21 protein-coding genes and 2 pseudogenes are annotated in these 21,567 nt (G+C 62.1%); 12 read left to right on the forward strand and 11 right to left on the reverse strand.

Features of this window, described 5'->3' with window-relative positions:
- Window position 1: 1 nt before the first annotated feature.
- From BKP54_RS34890 to BKP54_RS04330, 4 genes and pseudogenes are all read right to left on the reverse strand, one after another.
- Window positions 2-139: pseudogene (locus BKP54_RS34890) on the reverse strand (molecular chaperone DnaJ); the annotation flags it as partial.
- A 54-nt stretch (window positions 140-193) separates the two neighbouring features.
- On the reverse strand, window positions 194-949 hold the full coding sequence (locus BKP54_RS04320; RefSeq protein WP_057208713.1) for a DUF4239 domain-containing protein: 756 nt from the start codon (window positions 947-949) through the stop codon (window positions 194-196).
- Window positions 950-1,233: 284 nt separating this feature from the next.
- Complete coding sequence (locus tag BKP54_RS04325) at window positions 1,234-1,956, reverse strand: LssY C-terminal domain-containing protein (protein WP_025427307.1); 723 nt, start codon at window positions 1,954-1,956, stop codon at window positions 1,234-1,236.
- A gap of 469 nt (window positions 1,957-2,425) precedes the next feature.
- Window positions 2,426-2,995 (reverse strand): J domain-containing protein, encoded by a 570-nt coding sequence (locus BKP54_RS04330; RefSeq protein WP_107027611.1) that lies wholly within the window; start codon window positions 2,993-2,995, stop codon window positions 2,426-2,428.
- Between the two features lie 1,087 nt (window positions 2,996-4,082).
- Between BKP54_RS04330 and BKP54_RS04335 the strand changes: the two genes are divergently transcribed.
- Window positions 4,083-4,295: a cold-shock protein gene (locus tag BKP54_RS04335; RefSeq protein WP_025427309.1), complete on the forward strand. Its 213-nt coding sequence runs from the start codon at window positions 4,083-4,085 to the stop codon at window positions 4,293-4,295.
- A 551-nt stretch (window positions 4,296-4,846) separates the two neighbouring features.
- Here BKP54_RS04335 and dusA read toward each other — a convergent pair.
- Window positions 4,847-5,938 (reverse strand): tRNA dihydrouridine(20/20a) synthase DusA, encoded by a 1,092-nt coding sequence (dusA, locus tag BKP54_RS04340; RefSeq protein WP_025427310.1) that lies wholly within the window; start codon window positions 5,936-5,938, stop codon window positions 4,847-4,849.
- A gap of 452 nt (window positions 5,939-6,390) precedes the next feature.
- Between dusA and BKP54_RS04345 the strand changes: the two genes are divergently transcribed.
- The 7 genes from BKP54_RS04345 to BKP54_RS04375 all read left to right on the forward strand — a co-directional run bounded on the left by BKP54_RS04345 (window position 6,391) and on the right by BKP54_RS04375 (window position 10,258).
- Window positions 6,391-6,852: a DUF3828 domain-containing protein gene (locus BKP54_RS04345; protein WP_063963317.1), complete on the forward strand. Its 462-nt coding sequence runs from the start codon at window positions 6,391-6,393 to the stop codon at window positions 6,850-6,852.
- A 162-nt stretch (window positions 6,853-7,014) separates the two neighbouring features.
- Window positions 7,015-7,398 (forward strand): hypothetical protein, encoded by a 384-nt coding sequence (locus BKP54_RS04350; RefSeq protein WP_057208715.1) that lies wholly within the window; start codon window positions 7,015-7,017, stop codon window positions 7,396-7,398.
- A 221-nt stretch (window positions 7,399-7,619) separates the two neighbouring features.
- Window positions 7,620-7,859, forward strand: coding sequence for a hypothetical protein (locus BKP54_RS04355; protein ID WP_171519872.1), 240 nt, complete (start codon window positions 7,620-7,622; stop codon window positions 7,857-7,859).
- 168 nt (window positions 7,860-8,027) lie between these two features.
- Entirely contained in the window at window positions 8,028-8,267 is a 240-nt protein-coding gene (locus BKP54_RS04360) for a DUF982 domain-containing protein (RefSeq protein WP_025427314.1), read from the forward strand.
- 371 nt (window positions 8,268-8,638) lie between these two features.
- Window positions 8,639-8,842 (forward strand): hypothetical protein, encoded by a 204-nt coding sequence (locus BKP54_RS04365; protein WP_025427315.1) that lies wholly within the window; start codon window positions 8,639-8,641, stop codon window positions 8,840-8,842.
- 67 nt (window positions 8,843-8,909) lie between these two features.
- Window positions 8,910-9,596 (forward strand): fumarylacetoacetate hydrolase family protein, encoded by a 687-nt coding sequence (locus BKP54_RS04370; protein WP_025427316.1) that lies wholly within the window; start codon window positions 8,910-8,912, stop codon window positions 9,594-9,596.
- Between the two features lie 131 nt (window positions 9,597-9,727).
- On the forward strand, window positions 9,728-10,258 hold the full coding sequence (locus tag BKP54_RS04375) for a gamma carbonic anhydrase family protein (protein ID WP_025427317.1): 531 nt from the start codon (window positions 9,728-9,730) through the stop codon (window positions 10,256-10,258).
- A 98-nt stretch (window positions 10,259-10,356) separates the two neighbouring features.
- Here the strand turns inward: BKP54_RS04375 and BKP54_RS04380 are convergent, their stop codons facing one another.
- From BKP54_RS04380 to BKP54_RS04390, 3 genes are read right to left on the reverse strand one after another with little or no spacing between them, the layout of a single operon-like run.
- Window positions 10,357-10,752, reverse strand: a complete 396-nt coding sequence (locus BKP54_RS04380) for a Fur family transcriptional regulator (protein WP_025427318.1) — start codon at window positions 10,750-10,752, stop codon at window positions 10,357-10,359.
- Window positions 10,752-11,582 carry a zinc ABC transporter permease subunit ZnuB gene (gene znuB / locus BKP54_RS04385; RefSeq protein ID WP_084814289.1) on the reverse strand — a complete coding sequence of 277 codons (831 nt, stop codon included), beginning with the start codon at window positions 11,580-11,582 and terminating at the stop codon, window positions 10,752-10,754. Before znuB ends, BKP54_RS04380 begins: the two co-directional genes overlap by 1 nt.
- Entirely contained in the window at window positions 11,575-12,480 is a 906-nt protein-coding gene (locus BKP54_RS04390) for an ATP-binding cassette domain-containing protein (protein ID WP_025427320.1), read from the reverse strand. Before BKP54_RS04390 ends, znuB begins: the two co-directional genes overlap by 8 nt.
- Before the next feature lie 203 nt (window positions 12,481-12,683).
- On the opposite strand from BKP54_RS04390, the pseudogene znuA reads away from it, so the two are divergent.
- Together znuA and zigA are read left to right on the forward strand one after the other, a co-directional pair.
- Window positions 12,684-13,708 (forward strand): annotated as a pseudogene (znuA, locus tag BKP54_RS04395) (zinc ABC transporter substrate-binding protein ZnuA).
- 362 nt (window positions 13,709-14,070) lie between these two features.
- Complete coding sequence (zigA, locus tag BKP54_RS04400) at window positions 14,071-15,273, forward strand: zinc metallochaperone GTPase ZigA (RefSeq protein WP_084814290.1); 1,203 nt, start codon at window positions 14,071-14,073, stop codon at window positions 15,271-15,273.
- A 525-nt stretch (window positions 15,274-15,798) separates the two neighbouring features.
- On the opposite strand, the gene BKP54_RS04405 is transcribed toward zigA, so the two are convergent.
- Window positions 15,799-16,179 carry an RcnB family protein gene (locus BKP54_RS04405; RefSeq protein ID WP_025427323.1) on the reverse strand — a complete coding sequence of 127 codons (381 nt, stop codon included), beginning with the start codon at window positions 16,177-16,179 and terminating at the stop codon, window positions 15,799-15,801.
- 127 nt (window positions 16,180-16,306) lie between these two features.
- Entirely contained in the window at window positions 16,307-17,923 is a 1,617-nt protein-coding gene (locus BKP54_RS04410; RefSeq protein WP_025427324.1) for a glycoside hydrolase family 43 protein, read from the reverse strand.
- 345 nt (window positions 17,924-18,268) lie between these two features.
- On the opposite strand from BKP54_RS04410, the gene BKP54_RS04415 reads away from it, so the two are divergent.
- A complete protein-coding gene (locus BKP54_RS04415; protein ID WP_025427325.1) occupies window positions 18,269-18,844 on the forward strand; it encodes a TRAP transporter small permease subunit in 576 nt (191 codons plus the stop codon).
- Window positions 18,841-20,634, forward strand: a complete 1,794-nt coding sequence (locus BKP54_RS04420) for a TRAP transporter large permease subunit (protein ID WP_025427326.1) — start codon at window positions 18,841-18,843, stop codon at window positions 20,632-20,634. The genes BKP54_RS04415 and BKP54_RS04420 overlap by 4 nt, the downstream gene beginning before the upstream one ends.
- 354 nt (window positions 20,635-20,988) lie before the next feature.
- Here the strand turns inward: BKP54_RS04420 and BKP54_RS04425 are convergent, their stop codons facing one another.
- On the reverse strand, window positions 20,989-21,402 hold the full coding sequence (locus BKP54_RS04425) for a cupin domain-containing protein (protein WP_057208722.1): 414 nt from the start codon (window positions 21,400-21,402) through the stop codon (window positions 20,989-20,991).
- Window positions 21,403-21,567: the final 165 nt, after the last annotated feature.

Genomic DNA, 21,567 nt, shown 5'->3' on the forward strand with positions numbered 1-21,567 from the left:
GCTCCTGCATCATCAGGCCCTTGAGGTCGCGCGGCTCGGCGAGTTGCGGATCGTAGCCGGTGTCGGCATGGATCTTCCGGCGCACCAGATCCTTCAGGAGAACGCAGGCCGCCTGCAGCCGGGCAAATTGCCCGGAATCGCGCAAAGCTTTGCGGACGGCAGCGGCTAGCCCAGCATGCATCACCGCTCCGCGCTACAGCTTCATCTCCGCCAGCGCCCTATGCAGGGGCGCATCTGAAATCAGGATCGCGCCGGTGAACGGAATGTCCATGTCGAGCACGACATAGACAGAGGCGGCGATGAACATCGCCGAAACCACGAACATGGCGACGACCACGACGTTTTGCGGCGCGCGATAGCCGAAGCTGGCGAAGATCAGCGTCATCCACGCCATCAGCATGCCGATGACGGGCATCGGTATTGCGCCTTCCGATTGCTCGACGATCGTCCAGCGCTGTTCGACGATGCGGTTATATTGCTGGCGGGCACTCACCAGCATGGATTCATGCAGGCTGTCGGCGGGCTGAATGGCCGCGAGGCTGTTACCGACCGTATCCAGCCGCTGTTGCGTGGAATTGGGTCCCTGGTGCTGCACATTGTCGACCCTTTCGGGATCGGCAATCACCCCCTCTACATAGGCGATCAGATATTGCCGCGCATCGTTGCCGGCGAGGCCATAGGTCCTGAGCGTCCGGTCGAGAAGGATCAGATTGATGGCGAAGGAATGCACATTGTCGTCGATCCCCTCGAACGTATTCTTGGCCGAATTGATCATCAGGCCGAAGACCAACGACGCCATGACCACGAAGATATTGGCAACGAGCCGCACGACGGTATTGGTGTCATCATCGCGATGACGCGCCGGCAGCTTCGGATAGAGGTGCATCATGCCAAGCGCCGCCACACTCAGGCAAAGGAACGCGGCAACGGCAATCAAGATCGCACTCATTCCGGCCCCGTTCCCGTTATTCCACTGCCCTCTGTCCGTCTGGCGCGTCCCATGGGCGGCTACTGCATGTTTCCTTAAATCCTATTCGCTTTAAAGAAACATGCAGCAGTTCAAAGTGCTACAGCGACCTTTGCCCATCTAGTCAGATGCGCGGCGCTGTAGGATAGGAACTTTATCAAAGTCCGCAACGGCTGAGGTGTTGGCCGACGGTCTCGAATCCGCGGCAGCCCGGTCGTCAGTTCACGACATCGCCGAGCTTGAGCCATCGTCTTGCGGGCCACGCTTTAGCCGCCAGTGCCAGCCGTCACCTGCCCCAGCACTCCAACCAGCGCCTTGCCATCGGTAAAATAGGGATCGCCACCGCCGTTGCGGCCGGTCGTGGTGGCGCCTATGCCGGGGATGTCGTAGGTCGAGGAAACCTGTCCGGCCTTTTGCAAATCGCCGATGACCAAGTCTCGCTCTGCGTCCAGGTTCGGGCCGATATGGTGGGTGATCTGGCCGGTGTCGTGGCTGAAGCCGACACCGCGGTCGAAGCTGGCCGAGCCGAGCCAAAGCGGCTTGCCATCCGAGCCGGTATGTTTGGTCTGCCAGAAGCGCACGTGGTTTCGCTCGTCGGCGCTGTTACCGACGGGCTTTTCAAACGCCAGATCCTGTTTCCGGCCCTCGAAGAACAAAGGGCTGACCGGTGCATCGAGGTCCGGCCGATCGAGCACCACGCTCAATCCGATGTCGACGGAGGATCGCAGGGTTATCTTGTCGGCCGGATCCCAGCCGGCCGCGGCGAAGGCGCGGATCACCTGTTCCTTGGAGCCAACGAGGCCGACGTTGATAGGGTCGCCGGGAATATCCTGCTCGGTGGTGGTGACCATGGCGCTAAAATCGTCAACCCGGCTCCTGTCGTGAAAGATCCAGAGCTCCGGCAGCAGGAAATAGCTGACCAGCAGATAGGCGACCAGCACAACCGCCAGGACGCTCAGAGATGCATGAAGTTTCCTGCGACGGGTCATCTGCGTTCACCCTAGTCCCGGTGCGGTGATATCAGCTAAAGGCGATATCAGCTAAACCTGAAACAGCCAGGAAAGCAACGTGTGGTTATGGTCATGCCGATCCTGCACCAGCCCGTCTCCGTTCCGCCACCACCGCCGCAAACTCATTCCCTGCGCTCTGAACCGACGCGACCGCCTTGCGTGTCCCAAAAACGACCGTCGAGTATGGTGCAGACGGCTGCAGCTGCACGCCGTTGACGAGTATTCCTGCATCTCGCAAAGCCCATAGCAAAACAGGCGGCCATTCAAAGTGCTGCAGCGACTTTGCGCGTCTGATTAAGACGCGCGGCGCTGTACGCGAACCGGATCGCCGCGTTTTCAAGCGCAGTGACGGCCAGTTGGAGGCAGAACGTCCGCAGGCTGCCGGCGTCGGGCCGCGAGTGGCGAGCGGCACGGCTCCCTTGCCTTCTGCGGCAAGATGCGAGCAGCGCTACTCCGCGGCGTGCGCCTTTACCTCCAGCGCCTCCAGCTCGTAGGAATAGCCTTCCAACATTTCATAGGCCTGCTCGATCGTCTTGATCTGCTCTTCGGTGGTCTTGATCGCCTCGGCGATCGAGCGTGAGCGGGCGCGCAGCATCGAGCCGAGGACGTCGGTTTCCGGCCGGCGGCCGAGGCGGTCGAGGTGTTTTCGCACGCGGGCGCGGTGGCGCTCCAGCTCGAGGATGTGGAAGCGGCTCTTGACGATATCGTCGGAAAGCTTGCGGCGCATGGCGGCGACGGGGTCGAAGCTGCCGGGCTCGCGCTCGTCGAGAATGAAGTCGTTGACCAGGGTCTCCAGCATCATCAGGCCCTTGAGGTCGCGCGGCTCGGCGAGCTGCGGGTCGTAGCCGGTGTCGTCAAAGACCTTGCGGCGCACCGGATCCTTCAGGAGATCATAGACCGCCTGCAGCCGGGCGAATTGCTCGGCATCGCCGCCCGAGTCGGGATGGGCCGCCTTGGCCGCCTTGCGATAGGCCGTGCGGATGGCCTGGTCGTTCGCGTCGCGGTCCACGCCAAGCATCTCGTAGGGATCGATCACGCTGCCCCCTGTTCGTCTCGCATTCCGATTTCTCCGCCTGACCTAACGCACGCAACCGAAGACCGGAACCAATCACCGGTAAAGCCTGCGCGTTATCCCAAACTTGTTCAAGTGCTGATGCGGCGTGATGGGATCATCACCGCATCCGGGCGCCGCGTTCATCAAGTCGAGGCGCGCCGAAGCACTCGCCCTTCCGACGCGGCGGCGCGCACGTTCGTCCGTGGTCGGGACGAAATTGTGGTCGGAAACGGGCCGTCCCCGATTTTTCCATGCAGGACCAATGGTTACGGCGCAAACCGACCACGTGACCTGCGTCGCCCGCAACAGGAGCGATGGCCGGAAGGCGGTCCATCGAAGGGCGACGCACCTTGGCGCACGCGGAAACCGATGCGCGTTCGGCCCGCTTGTTCGGCTGCTTATCGGCCCGCGCGTGGCCGCGACAATCAACGGACGTCGCCATCAACGGCCCTCACACGCACTCCGCCCGCCGCGGGTGACCTTCGCTCTTTTCTGCGGCACGCGCCTGCCCCAAAACCTTGGTCGCCTCTTCCACTTTTGCCGATAGCGGCGATGGTTGCCCGCTGAGGAATGACACCAAGATCGCGATCATCCAGCGGCCGGAACGCGGCAGTCTGCAACATGCTCGCCGATAGCCCGCCCGGCTCTGCGTCCCCTCGCCGTTCGTCTGCACCAAGCGGCAGCCGCTACAGCGCCGCGCGTCTAATCAGACGCGCCAAGGTCGCTGTGGCGCTTTGAATTGCAGAACCCCAAAACCCCTGAGAATGCTGTGGTTGGCGGCACATTTTCCCGAAATAAGCCGCGCGAATGGCTCTTGCGTTTTTTTGCAAATACTGTCACTGCTGCTACCGTTCGGGCGTTTTCAATCCCGGAGACTGGACTTTCTCTTTTGTGCCCGGCTTGCCGGGCCGGCCGGAAGCGGCAAATGGACGTTCTTTCCCCGTTATCGTGACTACTCGACGCCTATCCGCTTGTATGCGGAAGACGACACACCCACATCCTCACGGGGGCGCGGGTATAGCTTTAAGACTGAAGGAAAAGGACTTCTTCCATGGCCACTAAGGGCACCGTAAAATTCTTCAACCAGGACAAGGGTTTTGGTTTCATCACGCCGGACGGCGGCGCTAAGGACGTATTCGTCCACATCTCCGCTGTACAGGCCGCTGGCCTTGCTACGCTGAAGGACGGCCAGGTTGTCACGTTCGACACCGAAGCTGACCGCATGGGCAAGGGCCCGAAGGCCGTCAACATCCAGGCTTCGTAAGCCGGATCGTCCGACTGGACTTTTTGGAAGCGGCGCTCCCCAGGGGGCGCCGTTTTCGCTTGGGCTGTTGGTTTGTGTCGGGGCGGGTGCCGACGCATTGGCCGGAAGCCGCCTTCGCTTCGACCGAGGAGACCTCGGCATCCGCATCCGCAAGTATTCGCGGGGCGGCCAGGGGGATCATCGGCTCAAGGCCGAGGATGACAGCGGTTCAAGGCTGAGTATGGCGCCGGCTCAAATGAGAGACTCGCGTCGGTGTGAGGACGACGGCCGATGTTGGCGGGTCCGCCAGCTCTTTTCATTTGGCCTCAGGCGTTCTCGATCACCGTGAGGATCGACAACACACCATGTGGCCAGCAAGCGGGGCCACCGCTCTGCCTCGAACAAGTCGCCCCTCATTTCTGTGCTCGTCACAGAAATCCAGCAGCGCCGCGTCCGCGGCGCAAGGTTGCAGCTGTAGGCGCAGTCCCTAGTCGCCATGTGAGACATTCCGGCCGTGCCGACGCTGGCCCTCTGCGACATGCAGAGGATGACGTTCCGCGACGTCTCCGGACCTACTCGGCCGCCTGCTTTGCGGCTGCCGCCTCGAACACGGCATCGAAGGCGGCGTGGATGACCTCCGGCCCAGCCCCTTGGCGGGTGGCGTCAGACGACAGGATCTGGCGGTAGCGCCGTGCACCCGGCCAGCCCTGGAACAGCCCGACCATATGCCGCGTGACATGGGCGAGCCGGCCGCCATTGGCGATGTGGCCGGCCGCATAATCGGCCATCGCTTCGCGCAATTCCGCCCAGAAGGACAGGTCCAGCCGGTGGCCGCGCTCTGAGAAGTCGGCAGCGTCGTGAATGAGCGTCGGCGCGCCGGTCAGCGGATGCGGGAAAAAGCCATCGACCGACGAAAGCATGGCGCTGTCGTGATAGGCGGCCCGACCGAGCATCACGCCATCGAGATGCTTGAGCTCGTCAAGCGACTGATTCAAAGTCTGAAGTCCGCCGTTGAGGCCGATGAAAAGATTAGGGTTTTCAGCCTTCAGCCGGTGCACGAGAGCGTAGTCGAGCGGCGGGATGTCGCGGTTTTCCTTGGGCGAGAGCCCCTGCAGCCAGGCTTTGCGGGCATGGACCCAGACCGCGTCCGTACCGGCGTCGACGACGCGCGACACCAGATCGCGCAACGCCACTTCCGGATCCTGCTCGTCGACGCCGATGCGGCATTTCACCGTCACCGGGATCGTGACCGTGGCCTTCATCGCCGCCACGCATTCCGCCACCACGCCAGGCTCCTGCATCAGGCAGGCGCCAAAAGTGCCGGATTGCACCCGGTCGGACGGGCAGCCGACATTCATGTTGATTTCGTCATAGCCGAACGCTTCGGCAATGCGGGCCGCCTCCGCCATCTTGCGCGGATCGCTGCCGCCCAGCTGCAGCGCCACCGGATGCTCCGACGCATCAAAACCGAGCAGCTTCACCCGATCGCCCCTGAGGATCGCGTCGGCGACGATCATCTCGGTATAGAGCAGCGCATGCCGCGAAAGCCGGCGCGCAAAAAACCGGTAGTGCCGATCGGTCCAGTCGATCATCGGCGCCACGGCGAAGATCGGAGCCTTGAAATACGCTCTTCCGGCCGCAGATTTTGCTGCGTTCTCAGTCATTTCTTCTGTCTCTTGTTCGCTCGCGGCGGCAAAGGGCAGCGCGATGGCCACGCGCCCGCCGACGGCCAGCGTCTTGTACCGTTGCCGGCTTATATAATGGCGCAGGCAAGAAAGCGAGCCTTTGACGGGCAGCAAGGCTCCTGGCTGCGGATCGCCGTCATCGGGCGTGGCTGCTCACGCGAACGGCACGGCGGGACGCTTCGGATCAGAAATGCCGGCAACGCCACGGGCTGTTGCGACAGACGCTTCATTTCGCGCCAGAGTTTCTGGCAGACTTTGATGGCTTGCGCCCTGCCGCCTGCAAGACTTGCGTCGCGACATCCGAAGCCTTCGTCGGGCGGAGGCAGTTCGGCGGGGCCGGAAAGCCGGGCGCAAAAACGCACCAAAAATGGCTCACGCTCGAGCCGTCATCCTTGATAAAAAATCACAGGCGACTCGATCGGGGACCATTCATGCAAAATGTCATATTTGCTTTTGTGCTGGGGCTTGCGACGGCGGTTGCAACAGGCGCCTGGGCTCAGCCATTCAGGTCCCCGACCGCGCTCATCGAGGCGCTCTATGCGCCATATCTTGGCGACGGCGACACCTCGGAGCGCGACGCGTTTTTCTCCAACGATCTCACCAAGCTTTACGAGACCGACGCGGAGAAGAGCCAGGGTGAGGTCGGCGCCATCGGCTTCGACCCCGTCATCAACGGGCAGGATTGGGACATCGCCAACCTGCGCATCGGCAAGGCCGAAATCACCGGCCCATCCGCTGTCGTCACCGTGCGCTTCGAGAATTTTTCGGCGCCCGTCACCCTGCGCTACAGTCTGATGAACGAAGCCGGAAACTGGCAGGTCGACGACATCGAAAGCACCGAGGGCGATACCCGGTGGACGTTGAGCGAGATCTTCGCCAACGCGCAATATTGAAGCGGTAGATATGGCTCGAACCGCAGCACGGAAACGAATTCGCAGGTGGCCGGGCCGCGCAAACAACCAGACGCAAGCATCTTCGGCTTGACAGGCGGTATCACAGGCGATTAGGGCAGCGTCCCTGTATCGATACAGAAGGCAGGAACAAGGGAAGACGGCATGAAACGTGCGATCGTGGCACTCCTCACCCTCCAGCTCGCGGGTTGCCAGTCAGTGGCGCTCGAGGATCAGGAGATCGCGAAGCCGAAACCGCCTTCCGTGCCGACGCTCTCCGGCACCGATCTTCAGGCCCTTATCGTCGGCAAGTCGCTGCGCTACACCATTAACGGCGTCGTCTCCTCCTATTTTGCCGACGGCCGATATGGCTACCGCGATTACGAAGTGCGCGACGGCGGAACCTACACGATTGCGGGCGACGAAGTCTGCATCACCTTCGAGGATGGTGGCAGGCGCTGCGACCAATTCGCCCGGATCGGACCCGACTATGTCAGGATCGAGGAAGGCGGCCGCCAGACCAAGGTGGCAGGCGTCGGACCGGCCTGAACCGGCGACAGCGCTGCGGGCACCAGCGTCGCGGCAATGCTTCAGAAAGGCGGAGATGCCCGCGCTCGAAATTCGCCCTGCCCGTCCAGACGAGCGCCTGGCGCTGATCGAGCTTTCTCTCCAATCCGCTTCGCGAACCCCTTATTCCCAAGGGGTTCTATTATGGGGGGTTATGGCATAGTTCGCCGGGCACCGGGGCTTGGGTGCCGGGGGAGAAAGACGTGAACCCTTTGCGCTCGACACAATGTATCGCGCTGTCGCAGCCTGATATCGACACGCTGCAGCGCGTCTTCGACAACATCTGCGCCGAGCAACACTGGCCGCGCGACAGCGCCCGTGCCCGCCGCCATGCACGCATGCTGATCGACGAATATCTGGCCGGCACGACCAATGAGCAATTGCTGCTTGTCGTCGGCCGCTTGTTCGCCTCACGCTTGGCGGAGACATCGACCTCGGCCTAGGGGCGAAGTCCAGCGGTTGTGCTTCGGCAAGACGCACCCGGAAAAGCTGCTTACAAAAGCGTTATCCTGCGCTACATTAGCACAGTTGACCCTTGCCGCGTGGGAGGAGCCCTGTCGCAAGCAGTCGCGATGCCGACATTCATTGAGATGATCTCGAGGAGGAGACGCATGCATCAAATCATCTGGAACCAGCCGATCGAACTCGACTTCGTGACGGGCGATGTCCGCACCGTCAAGGGCCCGTCAGACGCGCTTGCCTGCCTTGCCGACCATTGGCCGCGGCGCGGACCGAGTTACGTCGCCGCCCGCAGCGCCTGCCGCGCCGCCATCGACGGCCGTCGCACGGTGGAAGAAGCGCGATCGCTGTTCATCTCGGCTGCAAATGAAGCCGAATTGAAAGCGCATTAAGAGGCATTTGCCACCCGCATTGAGTGCCCTGCACTCGCCCCTTGCCGTTGGCATGCGAAGAGCACGCCGGAGGGCCTGTTGATTGGCATCTGCGCCCTCTTGGAAGAAATGACTTGCGGCGGCGCGATCGCGCCCCAGACAGTGCCTGAGCATGGCATCCGGTGGTGGAGTTACCGTGCCGATTCGGCGCAGCATCTTCAAATAGCACGCAAATTTCCCGGAAATGGCCCGATTTCTGTCGTGAAGCCTTCATTTCTCTGCGCTATATCATGAGGTGCCTCACAAAAACCAATTTCGAAGCGTCTGAGTCCCATCAAGGGAAAAAGCATAATGTCCCAGAAAAAAGGGACAACGAAAACGGGAGAGATATCATGAGCGAGCAGAATCTCTATCGCATCGTTGAAGTCAGTGTGAAGCGCGACGGCGATCGTCGCGATGTCGGCATCATGACCGTGCGCCAAGCCCTGGAACTTCAAGTACCGAGCCTCGAATACAGCCATCCGGAACTGAACTCTCGGTCGGATGGACGGTTTCTCACGCGCGCCCAGTTGCAAGCCTACGCCTGCTGCGCCTGAGATAAACCCTTGCAGCACCCGAACAGGGTGTTAACGTCCGGCTGGGATTCGAAACAGCCGGACAATCATGCAAACAGTCATTCCACCTTCACCACCCGTCCTGTTGCCGATCGCCGGTAGCCTCGTGGGTTTTCCGGTGCGCCGGGTCTATTGCGTGGGCCGCAACTATGCGGCCCACGCCATCGAGATGGGTCACGACCCGGATCGCGAACCGCCGTTCTTCTTCCAGAAGAACCCGGACAACCTGCTGGTGGCCGATAAGACCTTCCCCTATCCGCCGCGCACGGCCGATGTGCACCATGAGGTCGAGCTGGTTGTCGCCTTGAAAAGCGGCGGCGCCGACATCCCTGTCGAACAGGCGCTCGACTGCGTCTACGGCTATGCTGTTGGCATCGACTTCACCCGCCGCGACCTGCAGGCCGAGGCCAAGAAGGCGGGCAAGCCCTGGGCAGCGGCCAAGGCCTTCGAACATTCGGCGCCTGTTTCCGAGATCGTGCCGGTCGAGGCGATCGGTCATCCCGTCAACGGCAATATCTGGCTGAAGGTCAATGGCGAGCTACGCCAGCAGGGCGATCTCGAGCAGATGATCTGGAAGATACCCGAAGTCATCTCGGAGCTTTCACGGCTGTTCACGCTCGCCCCCGGCGACATCATCATGACCGGGACCCCTTCGGGTGTCGGTCCGGTGGTGCGCGGCGACGCGGTGACCTGCGGCGTCGATGGCGTCGCGGCGCTTGCCGTTACCGTTCTCTAAGATCGGAGCGCTTCCGCTTTCGTTTCGGAACGCATCGCGGAAGCGCCCCATCGCATTGTCTTGACGCATCTCCCGATAAAGGAAGCGCTGCACGCGGTTTCAGGGAATGCTCCAACAACAAGGATTGCCCGATGCCGCTCTATGCCCTTGGACCGCTGCGTCCGCAAACGCCTACTGAGGGCAGCTACTGGGTGGCGCCTGATGCCAACATCATCGGCCAGGTGGAAATCGGCGAGGATGTCGGCATCTGGTTCGGCGCCACGCTGCGCGGCGACAACGAGCTGATCCGGCTTGGCGCCCGCACCAATATCCAGGAAAACACCGTCATTCACGTCGACCCCGGCTTTCCCGTGACCATCGGCGAAGGCTGCACCATCGGTCATGGCGCCATCATCCACGGCTGCACCATCGGCGACAACTCGCTGATCGGCATGGGCGCAACGGTGCTGAACGGTGCGAAGATCGGCCGCAACTGCCTGGTCGGCGCAAATGCGCTGGTGACCGAGGGCAAGGAGTTCCCCGACAATTCGCTGATCGTCGGCGCGCCCGCCAAGGCCATCCGCACGCTTGACGATGCCGCCGTCGAAGGGCTGAAGCGCTCGGCCAGCCACTACGTCAAGAACTGGCAGCGCTATGCGATGCAGCTGACGAAGCTCGACTAGAGCGTTTCCGGTTTAAACGGAGTCACAAAACGCTGACGGAAAACCGCTTCGCACTTTTCCTGGAATTGCTCTAAGCGCGACGAGCCCGCCGCGCTCAGTCAGGCGCAGCTCTGGCAGTGACCACGGATCTCGATGGTGGTCTTTTCCGTCTTGAAGTTCTGTGCACGCGTCAGCGCCGACAACCGCTGCTCGATCGCGGTGTCGTGGAACTCGGTTACCTGCCCACACCCCTCGCAGATCGTAAACGCCGTGACCCCGTGATCATGCTCGTGCTCGTGCGGGCATGTGCAGGCAACGAAGGCGTTGAGGCTTTCGAGCCGGTGCACGAGGCCATACTCGAGCAGCTTGTCGAGCGCGCGATAGACCTGCAGTGGCGCGCGAAACCCCTGGTCGCGCAGCTTGTCGAGGATTGTGTAGGCGCTCAAGGGGCCTTCGGAATGGCTGAGCGCATTCATCACCATCGTCTGGTTCTTGGTCAGTTGCGGGGTCGTCATCAATGATGCCCTCCAGGCGTGGAATGAGACGCTGTCTCCAACCGACGCCGCCCGATCGGCAGCAGACTCAGTACGAAAAGCGCAAGTGCAGCAACGACGATAGACGGTCCCGACGGCGTGTCCCAGTGCAGCGAACCGAAAAGCCCACCGGTAACGGCAAGCGCACCGATCACCGAGGCAAGAACCGCCATTATTTCCGGCGACGTCGCAAAGCGGCGGGCTGTGGCCGCCGGGATGATCAGCAGCGAGGTGATCAAGAGGATGCCGACGATCTTCATGGCGATGGCGATCACCAGCGCCATCAACAGCATGAAGAACAACCGCGCCCGCTCCGGCTTCATGCCCTCGGCCTCGGCGAGTTCAGGATTGACCGTGGAGGCCAGCAGCGGCCGCCAGAGATAGACGATCGCGAAGATCACCAGGATGCCGCCGCCCCAGATGATGTAGATGTCGGATTCCGACACAGCGAGAATGTCGCCGAAGAGAAAGCCGACGAGATCGATGCGCACCCAGGTCATGAAGGCGACGATGACGAGGCCGATCGACAGCGCCGAATGCGACAGGATGCCGAGCAGCGCATCGGTCGACAGCGCCCCGCGCCGCTGCAGGAACAGCAGTAATATCGACACGGCAGCCGCAACGATGAACACCGCCACCATCAGGTTGAGATCGAGAAGCAGCGACAGCGCCACACCCAGCAGCGCCGAATGCGCCATGGTATCGCCGAAATAGGCCATGCGCCGCCAGATGACGAAGCAGCCGAGCGGCCCCGCCATCACGGCGATACCGATGCCGGCGATCAGCGCCCGGACGAAGAAATCGTCAAGCATCGCGCTTCTCCTTCACCTCGAAGCCATGCAGGCGGGTGTGGTGGCCGCAGCCGCAATCCTCGCCATGGTCATGCACGTTGTCGTCCTCGTCGTGGTGATGGCCGTCGCCCGGGTAACAGTGCTCGGTGATCGAACCATCAGCATGCAGCACGCGCCCGTCAGGCAGATGCGTGTGGTCGTGATTGTGGCTGTAGACCGCAAGCGTGCTGGCAGCGCGCCTGCCGAACAGCTTCTGGTACTCCGGGCTCTGGCTGACGGCCTGCGGCGTGCCGCGGCAGCAGACATGGCCATTGAGGCAGACGACCGTGTCGGTTTCGGCCATGACGATATGCAGATCGTGCGAGATCAGCAGGATGCCGCAGCCGGTGCGGTTGCGGATCTGCTTGATCAGTTCGTAGAGCGCGATCTCACCGCTGAAGTCGACGCCCTGCACCGGTTCGTCGAGCACCAGCAGGTCCGGCTTGCGGGCGATCGCCCGCGCGAGCAACGCCCGCTGGAATTCACCGCCCGACAGATGCTGCACCTCGGCTTTCGCCAGATGCAGAACGCCGGTCGCCGACAGCGCCTCCTCGATCTCCCTGCCCTTCAGCGGGCCGGTCAGCGTCATCAGCCGTTCGACTGTCAAGGGCAGCGTCCAGTCGACTGCAAGCTTCTGCGGGACATAGCCGACCTTCAGGCCCGGCTTGCGCTCGACAAAACCTTCGTCGGCCTTCAGCACGCCGATCGCCGTCTTCGCGGTCGTTGACTTGCCAGAGCCATTGGGGCCGATCAGCGTGACGATCTCGCCCGGGCTGATGGAAAACTCCACGCCACGCACCAGCCAGCGGCCGTTGCGGCTGACGCCGGCATTGTTCAACCGCACCAGCGGTGTCGTTTCTGGGGATCGGAAATTCAGCATCAAAAAATTCCGGATTGGCGGTTGCCACTGGCTATCGCACACGTTATAGCATAACGCAATTGATGTAATAACATTACATTGAAACATCGACACGTTCAACCGGACGTATGCTCGGTGTTTCAAGTGTCCGAACTGCGCCTGTCCCTGGCCGAAAACGATAGTCGGTTCAGGGCCTTGCGTGACATTCAAGCCCGGAGAAACCGATGAAATCGTCTTCCGCCCTGCTCTTTGCCTCCACAATCCTGCTGTCTTCGCCCGTTGCAGCGGCCGGCCCCAATGTGGTGGCTTCGATCAAGCCTGTCCACTCGCTCGTCGCTTCGATCATGCAGGGCGTCGGCGAACCGTCGCTGATCGTCGAGGGTGCTGCTTCGCCCCATACCTACAACATGAAACCGTCGAACGCCGCGGCGCTGCAGGCGGCCAAGGTGGTCTTCTGGGTCGGCCCGGGGCTCGAAGCCTTCCTCGACAAGCCGCTCGATGCGCTGAGCGGCGGCGCCAAGGTGGTGGAGCTCAGCGAAGCGCCGGGTCTTGAGAAGCTGAAGTTCCGCGAAGGCGCGCCTTCGAGGCGCATGATCACGACGACGAGGGCCATGGTGAGGAGGGCCACAAGCACGCCGAGGGCGAAGCGGAACACGACGATGCCGCAGCTCCCGAGGCTGCTGCCGCAGATGACCACGATCATGCGCATGAGGGCCATGATCACGAAGGCTTCGACATGCACCTGTGGCTCGACCCGCAAAATGCTAGGGCGATGGCAGCCGAGATCGAAAAGACGCTCACAGAGGCCGACCCGGACAATGCCGGCGCCTACAAGGCCAATCTCGAGAAACTCAACCAGCGCCTCGACGCGCTGGACAAGAGCCTGGTCGCAACCGTCGCGCCGGTGAAGGACAAGCCCTTCGTCGTCTTCCACGATGCCTATCAGTATTTCGAGCATCGCTACCAGGTGCGGGTGGCGGGCTCGATCACGGTCAGCCCGGAGGTTCTGCCCGGCGCCGATCGGCTGTCGCAGATCCACGCCAAGATCAAGGAACTGGGTGCGACCTGCGTCTTTGCCGAACCGCAGTTCGAACCGAAACTGATCAATGTGGTGATCGAAGGCACGCCGGCGAAATCCGGGACGCTCGATCCAGAGGCGGCCACGCTCGATGCCGGGCCGGACCTCTACTTCCAGCTGATGGAAGGTATCGGCACGTCGCTCAAGACCTGCCTCGCCTCGGCAAGCTGATCCGTGCTCCCAAGGCGGCATAGCCGTCCTCCCAAGGCGGCAAAGGCGCGCCACGCGCCGCCCCTCTCCGTCATGCTCGGGCTTGACCCGAGCATCCAGCGTGCCTCCCTGTGGGGCTTTCAGCCGCTGGATCCTCGGGTCAAGCCCGAGGATGACGAAAGGACAGATCAAGCCCCGGAAGTGACCGGCGGACAGGTCTAACCGATGACTGAGACCGGTCGAGGCAGGACCGGCGCACAAGGCCGAAGCCTCGCGGCCGATGGCAAAGCCAGTCCACGAGCGACCGGATTGTTCAGGCGGGCGTAAGCGTCCGCCTTTTATAGGCGCGTCAAGCGTAATGGTATAACATACAGGAAACAACGATGGAAAGACTTCCCGTAACCGTGCTGTCCGGCTTCCTTGGCGCCGGCAAGACGACGCTGCTCAACCATGTGCTGTCCAACCGCGACGGCTTGCGTGTAGCCGTCATCGTCAACGATATGAGCGAGATCAATATCGACGCCGCGTTGATCCGCGACGGCGGCGCCAACCTGTCGCGCACCGAAGAGCAGCTCGTTGAAATGACCAATGGCTGCATCTGTTGCACGCTGCGCGACGATCTGCTGCGCGAAGTCCGCGATCTCGCCGAACAGAACCGCTTCGACTACCTGCTGATCGAATCGAGCGGCATTTCCGAACCCCTGCCCGTCGCAACCACCTTCGATTTTCGCGACGAGGATGGCGAAAGCCTTACCGACGTCGCCCGCCTCGACACCATGGTCACCGTGGTCGATGCCGCCAATCTGCTTGCTGACTACTCCTCGCTCGATTTCCTTGCCGATCGCGGCGAGACGGCAGGCGAAGGCGATACCCGCACATTGGTCGACTTGCTTGTCGAGCAGATCGAGTTCGCCGATGTCGTCGTGCTCAACAAGATCGGCACGGCTACATCAGAGCAGCGCGATGCCGCACGCAAGATCATCGTCGGGCTGAACCCGGATGCGCAGCTGGTGGAAGTGGATTTCGGCCAGGTGGAACTGCGCGACGTGCTCGGCACCGGCCGCTTCGACCTTGCCAAGGCCGAACAGCACCCGCTCTGGTACAAGGAGCTGCATGGTTTCAAGAATCATATTCCGGAAACCGAGGAATACGGCATCCGCTCCTTCGTCTACAAGGCCCGCCGCCCGTTCGATCCCACCCGGTTCCAGGCGTTTCTCAATCGCTCCTGGCAGGGCGTGGTGCGGGCCAAGGGTTTCTTCTGGCTGGCGACGCGACCCTATCATGTCGGCGAACTGAGCCAGGCCGGGCCGCTGGTCAGAACATCAAAGATGGGCCTGTGGTGGGCGGCAGTGCCTAGGGAGCAATGGCCGCGCGACCCGGGCTTCCTGAAGGCTGTCGGTCCCTACATCGATCCCGTCTGGGGCGATCGCCGCCAGGAGATCGTCTTCATCGGCGCCGACCCCATGGATCAGGCGATGCTGACGGCCGAACTCGACGCCTGCCTGGTCAATGACACCAGCTTCCAGCCGGACCGTTGGCGGGATCTGCCCGATCCCTTCGCGAACTGGTCGCAGCGGGCGGCCTGATGCAGGCGGCCGGTCCAAGACCACGTCGACCGCGCTTCACCTGCATGGGCCTCAATGCCGCCGGCAGGCCCGTGCCGATGTTCGATCCGTTCTTTGATGGACAGGATAATGGGGAGGAGGCACTCGCCCCGCCCGGCCCGCTGGAGCGACTGCTTTTCGGAGAGCGGGGTCGGACTGAAGCCGCGGACATTCCGTCGCTGCGTCGAACGACGGTGTAGGGAAAATCGAAGGGGTAGCCATAAAGCGCCCCCGGACTGCTGACAAAGTTGCCGCTGGTTATCTGCCGACCATTGGCAAGCTCAAGGCGATCGGAAACTTCCTTCATTCCTGTGCCTGTCACAGGAATCCAGTCAGCCCAAGTCCTTGGGCTAAAGGGTCTTTTGGCCCGACAGACGTCGGGCCACTGGATCCCCGCCACAAGGGCGAGGATGAGGAGAGGGGGTTTCGCCCTTCGTCAATAGATTCTTTCAGAGGCTGTAATAAGTTTGAAGGGGCAGCCCGAAAGGCTGCCCTCGATCAAATCGTTCAACGCGCAGACGTCAGGCCGACGATGACGCCGGTCGCAAGGCTGATCAGCAGGAAGTCGTTGTCGACACGCACCCACTGCTGGCCGCGCGGCGGCTGGCGCAGCTTGTAGCGGCGATAATCGCGCACCTGCGCCATGTGGCGGCGCTCGGCGGGGCTCAACCGATGGCCGCGCGACCAGCGTTCCTTCTTCTTGACGATGACACGCTTTTCGATTGTCACGTGCTTGTCGACATGCCGGTCCACGTGGCGGTCGACAGGTCGACGCTGATAGCGGTCGTAGTTCTGTGCGACCTCGAAGGAACCTGCCGGCTGGGCAAAGGCTGCTACCGGTGTGATCAGGAAGGAGCTGGCGACCAGAGCGGTCAGGAGACGTTTCATCGGGGTATCCTTTCGTTATTTGCACCCCGAAAATAGGTCCGGCTTCCTGAACCGAATATGAAACGCTACATTACAAATACGTAATGATATCGAGTACTTATAAGCGTTACCTTACAGACTGATATTCTCACTCTGAGAGGCTGACGTAACGGAACAGATCGAAATCCGCCGCCAGTCCCGCACCCGACGTGTCGAAGGCGAACATGCCGGCGAAAGCGCCGGTAAACGATCCATGTTCGCCGCGGCCGCCCTCGTCCGACACCACGCCAGCGTCGAGCACCGGGCCGAGGGCCTGCCAATCGACCGCCCCGTCTGCGCGCCAGAAGAACTGCAGGTCATTGTCGCGGATCTCCATGGCAAGCCCGATCGGCCCTCCGGGCACGGCGATGCCGCTTCCGACAGGAAACTGCAGCCGGCCAAGCGGGAAGTCGCCCGGGCAGGACAGGATCGTCAGCGTCCGCCCAAGAGTCTCGTGCCAGGTGAGGCCGAGCGCATGAAACTTGTGGCGGTTGTAGTAGTGCGTCAGCCCGGCGACCTGCTGATAGGTCTCCGGCGCGAAGTCGACCAAGGTTTCAGCGCGGAAAGAATGATGCTCCTGCCGGCGGGCGACCAAAGCCTGCTCGAACCAGCTGCCGATGCTTTCGCGGGCAAAGAGCCTCAAGTGCCCTGCCCGCCTTTCCAGCGAAAAGATCCGCTCCGGCAGCGGCGTGCGCAGCCACTGGAACTCGGCCGGAAGCGCGGCCCCATCGAAATCGGTTTCGACCACGCGCGGCTCCACCAAGGCCCCGACCGGGCCTGGAGCTGCGACCAGGACTTCGGGAACCGGCCCGCCGTTTTCGAGATAGAGCCAGCCGTCATCGCGCCAGACGCATTTCTGCAGTGCCGTCTCGCGGCCAAGCGTGCAGCGACGCTCCGGCGGCAGCGGCCGGCCGCAGAGATGGGTGTGATAGGCTTGCCCGTCCGGCGTCTCGACATATTGCCCGTGCCCTGCGCGCTGCAGCGGCGCATCAGGGTGATCCTTTGACGTGATTAGGTAGGTATCGGGATGGATTTCGTAGGGACCGTCGATCGTGCGCGACCGCGCCATGGTCACGGCATGGTCGTATCCCGTGCCGCCTTCCGCCGTCGTCAGATAGTACCAGCCATTGCGCTTGAAGAGATGCGGCCCTTCGACCAGACCGAGCGGCGAGCCGGCAAAGATGTTCTTCACCGGCCCGGCCAGCCTGCGCGCGCGCTCGTCCCATTCCTGCAAGAGGATACCGTCGAAGGCCGGATGTTTCGGCGAGCCGCCTCTGCGATGGTTCCACTGCATGTTGAGGAACCATTTTCGCCCATCGTCGTCATGGAACAGCGACGGGTCGAAGCCGGAGGAATTGACGTAGACAGGATCGGACCAGACGGCTTCGATCGCCTCTGCCGTGACGATGTAGTTGTGTGCGTCCTTGAAGTTGCCGTCGAAGCGCTTGACGTCGGTATAAACAAGGAAGAACAGGCCGTCGTTATAGGAAAGGCACGGCGCCCAGACGCCGCAGCTATCCGGGTTGCCACGCATGTCCAGCTGGCTTGCCCGCTCCAGCGGCCGGCGCACCAGACGCCAGTTCACCAGATCGCGCGAATGGTGGATCTGCACGCCCGGATACCACTCGAAGGTGGACGTGGCGATGTAATAGTCATCGCCCACCCGGCAGATGGACGGGTCCGGGTTGAAGCCGGGCAGGATCGGATTGCGAATCAGGGCAGTCATTCCTCGGGCATCCTCCAATTGTCGGCCGCATCCAGCCCCAAACCGCCGTGATTTTCAAGACTGCAACGTTACAGTTGGTGACGTAGCCCACGACGCGGCACGAGTGGTTCACGCAGTATTGCCATTTGCGCCCTTCACATCTGCAGTGAAACCCACTGGCGATACTGGTTGGCACCCTGTTGTGCACAATGATTGGGCAATCGCCTGACAGCTCCATTCGACTTTAGTCTGGGGTGGCGGAACTAACCGGGAAAATCGAGCCTCGGACTTGAACGCTGGCTTGAAATCGGCACTCTGGTTGTGCTTGGCACAAAAACCAAAACAGCCACTGCGGGGAGGAAATCGATGAAAGCGTTACTCGGCTTCAGCCGACTCATAGACACGACGACCGAGTTCATCGGCAAATCGGTGTCCTGGCTCATTCTGGTCGCTGTGCTCGTCAGCGCCGGCAATGCCATCATCCGGAAAATGTTCAACATGTCGTCGAACGCCTGGCTCGAGGCGCAGTGGTATCTCTTCGGGGCGGCCTTCATGTTCGCCGCCGCCTATACACTGAGCCAGAACGAACACATCCGCATCGACGTCGTCTACGGCCAGTTCTCGCGCCGCGTGCAGCACTGGATCGACCTGTTCGGTCACGTCTTCTTCCTGATGCCGTTCGTGCTGCTGATGCTCTATTACTTCGTGCCCTACGTGAAGATGTCCTACATCTCGGGCGAGGGCTCCTCCAGCGCCGGTGGCCTGATCATCTGGCCGGCCAAGGCCATCCTGCTCTTCGGCTTCCTGCTGCTCGCCTTCCAGGGCGTATCCGAAATCATCAAGAAGGTCGCGATCATGACCGGCAACATGGACGACCCGACACCCTATGTGCCGACCCATGCACCGCTTGACGACGTCGTCGCTCCGGAGGCCCGTCCATGATCGAATTCATTGCTGAAAACCTGGCACCGATCATGTTCGTCTCGCTGATCGTGTTCCTGCTGCTGGGCTATCCCGTCGCCTTCTCGCTCGCCGCCAACGGCCTCCTGTTCTTCATCATCGGCGTGGAGCTCGCTCCGCTGTCGGATTCGATCAACCTGTCCTGGCCATTGCTCAACGCGCTTCCCGACCGGTTCTGGGGGGTGATGTCGAACGACACATTGCTTGCCATCCCCTTCTTCACCTTCATGGGGATCGTGCTCGAGAAATCGGGCATGGCGGAAGACCTGCTCGACACAATCGGCCAGCTCTTCGGCCCGATCCGCGGTGGTCTCGCCTATGCGGTCATCTTCGTCGGCGCGCTGCTTGCAGCCACCACCGGCGTGGTTGCAGCCTCGGTCATCGCCATGGGCCTGATCTCGCTGCCGATCATGCTGCGCTACGGCTACGACCGCAGGGTCGCATCGGGCGTCATCGCTGCCTCCGGCACGCTCGCCCAGATCATCCCGCCATCGCTCGTTCTGATCGTTCTCGCCGACCAGCTCGGCCGCTCAGTCGGCGACATGTATGCCGGCGCGCTTATCCCGGGCCTGGTCCTGACCGGCCTCTACATGATCTATATCCTGATCATGACCTTCGTCCGGCGTGACTCGATGCCGGCCCTGCCGCTGGCCGCCCGCACACTCGGCTCCGGCGTCACCTCACTGATCGTCGCGCTCATCGTCGCCGGCGCCTTTGCCTACGCGGCGCATATCTATCTCTATCCGACCCATGGCGAGAACGCCGACATCCTCGGCGCCACCGTTGGCGTCGGCTTCATCTACGTCGTCGCTCTTCTGGATCGCGGCTTGAAGATCAATGCGATGTCGCGGCTTGCCCAGCAGGTCATCATCGTGCTGATCCCACCGCTGGCGCTGATCTTCCTCGTGCTCGGCACCATCTTCCTCGGTATCGCCACGCCGACAGAAGGCGGCGCCATGGGTGCGGTCGGTGCACTGATCATGGCGGCGGCCAAGGGCCGCCTGAGCATGGACGTCGTTCGCTCGGCCCTGGCGGCAACCACCCGGCTTTCCGCTTTCGTGCTGTTCATCCTCATCGGCGCCCGCGTGTTTTCGCTGACCTTCTACGGCGTCAACGGCCACATCTGGGTCGAACACCTGCTGACGGCGATGCCGGGCGGCGAGACCGGCTTCCTGATCACGGTCAACCTGCTCGTCTTCTTCCTGGCGTTCTTCCTCGACTTCTTCGAGCTTGCCTTCATCATCGTGCCGCTCTTGGCTCCGGCCGCCGACAAGCTCGGCATCGACCTGATCTGGTTCGGCGTGCTGCTCGGCATCAACATGCAGACCAGCTTCATGCATCCGCCGTTCGGCTTCGCGCTCTTCTATCTGCGCTCGGTCGCGGCCAAGGTGCCCTATCTCGACAGGGTCACCGGAAAGATGACACAACCGGTGACGACAGGGCAGATTTACTGGGGGGCTGTGCCCTTCGTCGGCATCCAGATCATCATGGTGGCGCTGACGATCATGTTCCCGCAGATGGTCATGCACTACAAGGGAAGCGGCGAAGTCATCGATCCGAACACCATCAAGATCGAGGTGCCCGGATTCGGGACCGGTGGCGGCGGGCTTACGCTCCCCGACAACGGCGGCGGCCTCGGCCTTCCCGGCGGTCTCCAGCTTCCGGGCGGCAGCCCGCTCGACCAGAAGCCGGCGGACCAGAACGGCGGGGCTGGCGCACAACCGCAGACGGCGCCGTCAAACGACCTGAGCCAGCCGCCTTCGTTCAAGTAACGTTCGGCTTATGCAGACAGAGGGCGGCCCCGTAAAGGGCCGCCCTCTCAGCTTGCTGCCCCCCGAAGATCGCTTTCTGGCAAACGGGCATCCCATTTTCCCTCATCCTCGCCGTTGTGGCGGGGATCCAGCGACCTGACGTCCGTCGGGCCAAAAGACTCTTTTCAGCCCAAGGACGTGGGCTGACTGGATTCCTGTGACAAGCACAGGAATGATGGAGGTTTTGGATGGCGTTCGGGCTTTCCCCCGCAAACTTGCGATGATCGAACATGCCCTTGTCGGCAGTCAGGGCTGGCCCCACAAGGGCCGCCCTCTTCATGTGGCAACAAGCCTGCTCCAGCCACCGATGTCCGCTCAATCCAGCCGCTTGGCCGGATTGTCGCGATACCAGTCGACGATCATCGGCATCATCTCCTCGAACGGGCCGCCGACGAAAACATTGAGCAGGCCCATGCGCGACGTGCTCTCGTTGCGGAAGTCGTGCATCGTTCCGCGCGGGATGACACAGATCGATCCCTTCTCCATTTGGTGCCAGGTGTCGCCGACCAGGATGCTGGCGGTCCCCTCGATCACGTAGAAGATTTCGTCATTGTCGTCGTGCTTATGCGCCCCCGGCCCTTCGTGCCGCGCCTCCACCCACCATTCGGAAATCGAGAACCGACCTTGGGTCTCCGGGCCGTCGGCTTTGAACACGGCCTGTATCGCGCCCATGTCGTAGCGCCGGCCGCCGTCCGGCCCGTGCACGATCGATTGGCTTTCGCTCGGCATGGCATCCTCCTCATCGAGCGTTAAGACAGCAACCTTACCACGAAATCTGGAGACCGCGTCCACCCGCAAGCCGGAACGAAAAAGCCGCCCGCAACCGAAGTTGCAAGCGGCTTTCATTCCGGTTCGATGCCGCTTCCCATCAGCGATGGAAAGCGCTGTAGCCAG

This window comes from Ensifer sp. 1H6, from assembly GCF_001976035.1.
GTDB classification, from domain to species: domain Bacteria; phylum Pseudomonadota; class Alphaproteobacteria; order Rhizobiales; family Rhizobiaceae; genus Ensifer; species Ensifer canadensis.

Bases quoted from the DNA above. Each gene is read 5' to 3' on its own strand.
- BKP54_RS04320 (WP_057208713.1), bottom strand. From the start codon at position 949: ATGAGTGCGATCTTGATTGCCGTTGCCGCGTTCCTTTGCCTGAGTGTG.
- BKP54_RS04325 (WP_025427307.1), bottom strand. From the start codon at position 1,956: ATGACCCGTCGCAGGAAACTTCATGCATCTCTGAGCGTCCTGGCGGTT.
- BKP54_RS04330 (WP_107027611.1), bottom strand. From the start codon at position 2,995: ATGCTTGGCGTGGACCGCGACGCGAACGACCAGGCCATCCGCACGGCC.
- BKP54_RS04335 (WP_025427309.1), top strand. From the start codon at position 4,083: ATGGCCACTAAGGGCACCGTAAAATTCTTCAACCAGGACAAGGGTTTT.
- dusA (WP_025427310.1), bottom strand. From the start codon at position 5,938: ATGACTGAGAACGCAGCAAAATCTGCGGCCGGAAGAGCGTATTTCAAG.
- BKP54_RS04345 (WP_063963317.1), top strand. From the start codon at position 6,391: ATGCAAAATGTCATATTTGCTTTTGTGCTGGGGCTTGCGACGGCGGTT.
- BKP54_RS04350 (WP_057208715.1), top strand. From the start codon at position 7,015: ATGAAACGTGCGATCGTGGCACTCCTCACCCTCCAGCTCGCGGGTTGC.
- BKP54_RS04360 (WP_025427314.1), top strand. From the start codon at position 8,028: ATGCATCAAATCATCTGGAACCAGCCGATCGAACTCGACTTCGTGACG.
- BKP54_RS04365 (WP_025427315.1), top strand. From the start codon at position 8,639: ATGAGCGAGCAGAATCTCTATCGCATCGTTGAAGTCAGTGTGAAGCGC.
- BKP54_RS04370 (WP_025427316.1), top strand. From the start codon at position 8,910: ATGCAAACAGTCATTCCACCTTCACCACCCGTCCTGTTGCCGATCGCC.
- BKP54_RS04375 (WP_025427317.1), top strand. From the start codon at position 9,728: ATGCCGCTCTATGCCCTTGGACCGCTGCGTCCGCAAACGCCTACTGAG.
- BKP54_RS04380 (WP_025427318.1), bottom strand. From the start codon at position 10,752: ATGACGACCCCGCAACTGACCAAGAACCAGACGATGGTGATGAATGCG.
- znuB (WP_084814289.1), bottom strand. From the start codon at position 11,582: ATGCTTGACGATTTCTTCGTCCGGGCGCTGATCGCCGGCATCGGTATC.
- BKP54_RS04390 (WP_025427320.1), bottom strand. From the start codon at position 12,480: ATGCTGAATTTCCGATCCCCAGAAACGACACCGCTGGTGCGGTTGAAC.
- zigA (WP_084814290.1), top strand. From the start codon at position 14,071: ATGGAAAGACTTCCCGTAACCGTGCTGTCCGGCTTCCTTGGCGCCGGC.
- BKP54_RS04405 (WP_025427323.1), bottom strand. From the start codon at position 16,179: ATGAAACGTCTCCTGACCGCTCTGGTCGCCAGCTCCTTCCTGATCACA.
- BKP54_RS04410 (WP_025427324.1), bottom strand. From the start codon at position 17,923: ATGACTGCCCTGATTCGCAATCCGATCCTGCCCGGCTTCAACCCGGAC.
- BKP54_RS04415 (WP_025427325.1), top strand. From the start codon at position 18,269: ATGAAAGCGTTACTCGGCTTCAGCCGACTCATAGACACGACGACCGAG.
- BKP54_RS04420 (WP_025427326.1), top strand. From the start codon at position 18,841: ATGATCGAATTCATTGCTGAAAACCTGGCACCGATCATGTTCGTCTCG.
- BKP54_RS04425 (WP_057208722.1), bottom strand. From the start codon at position 21,402: ATGCCGAGCGAAAGCCAATCGATCGTGCACGGGCCGGACGGCGGCCGG.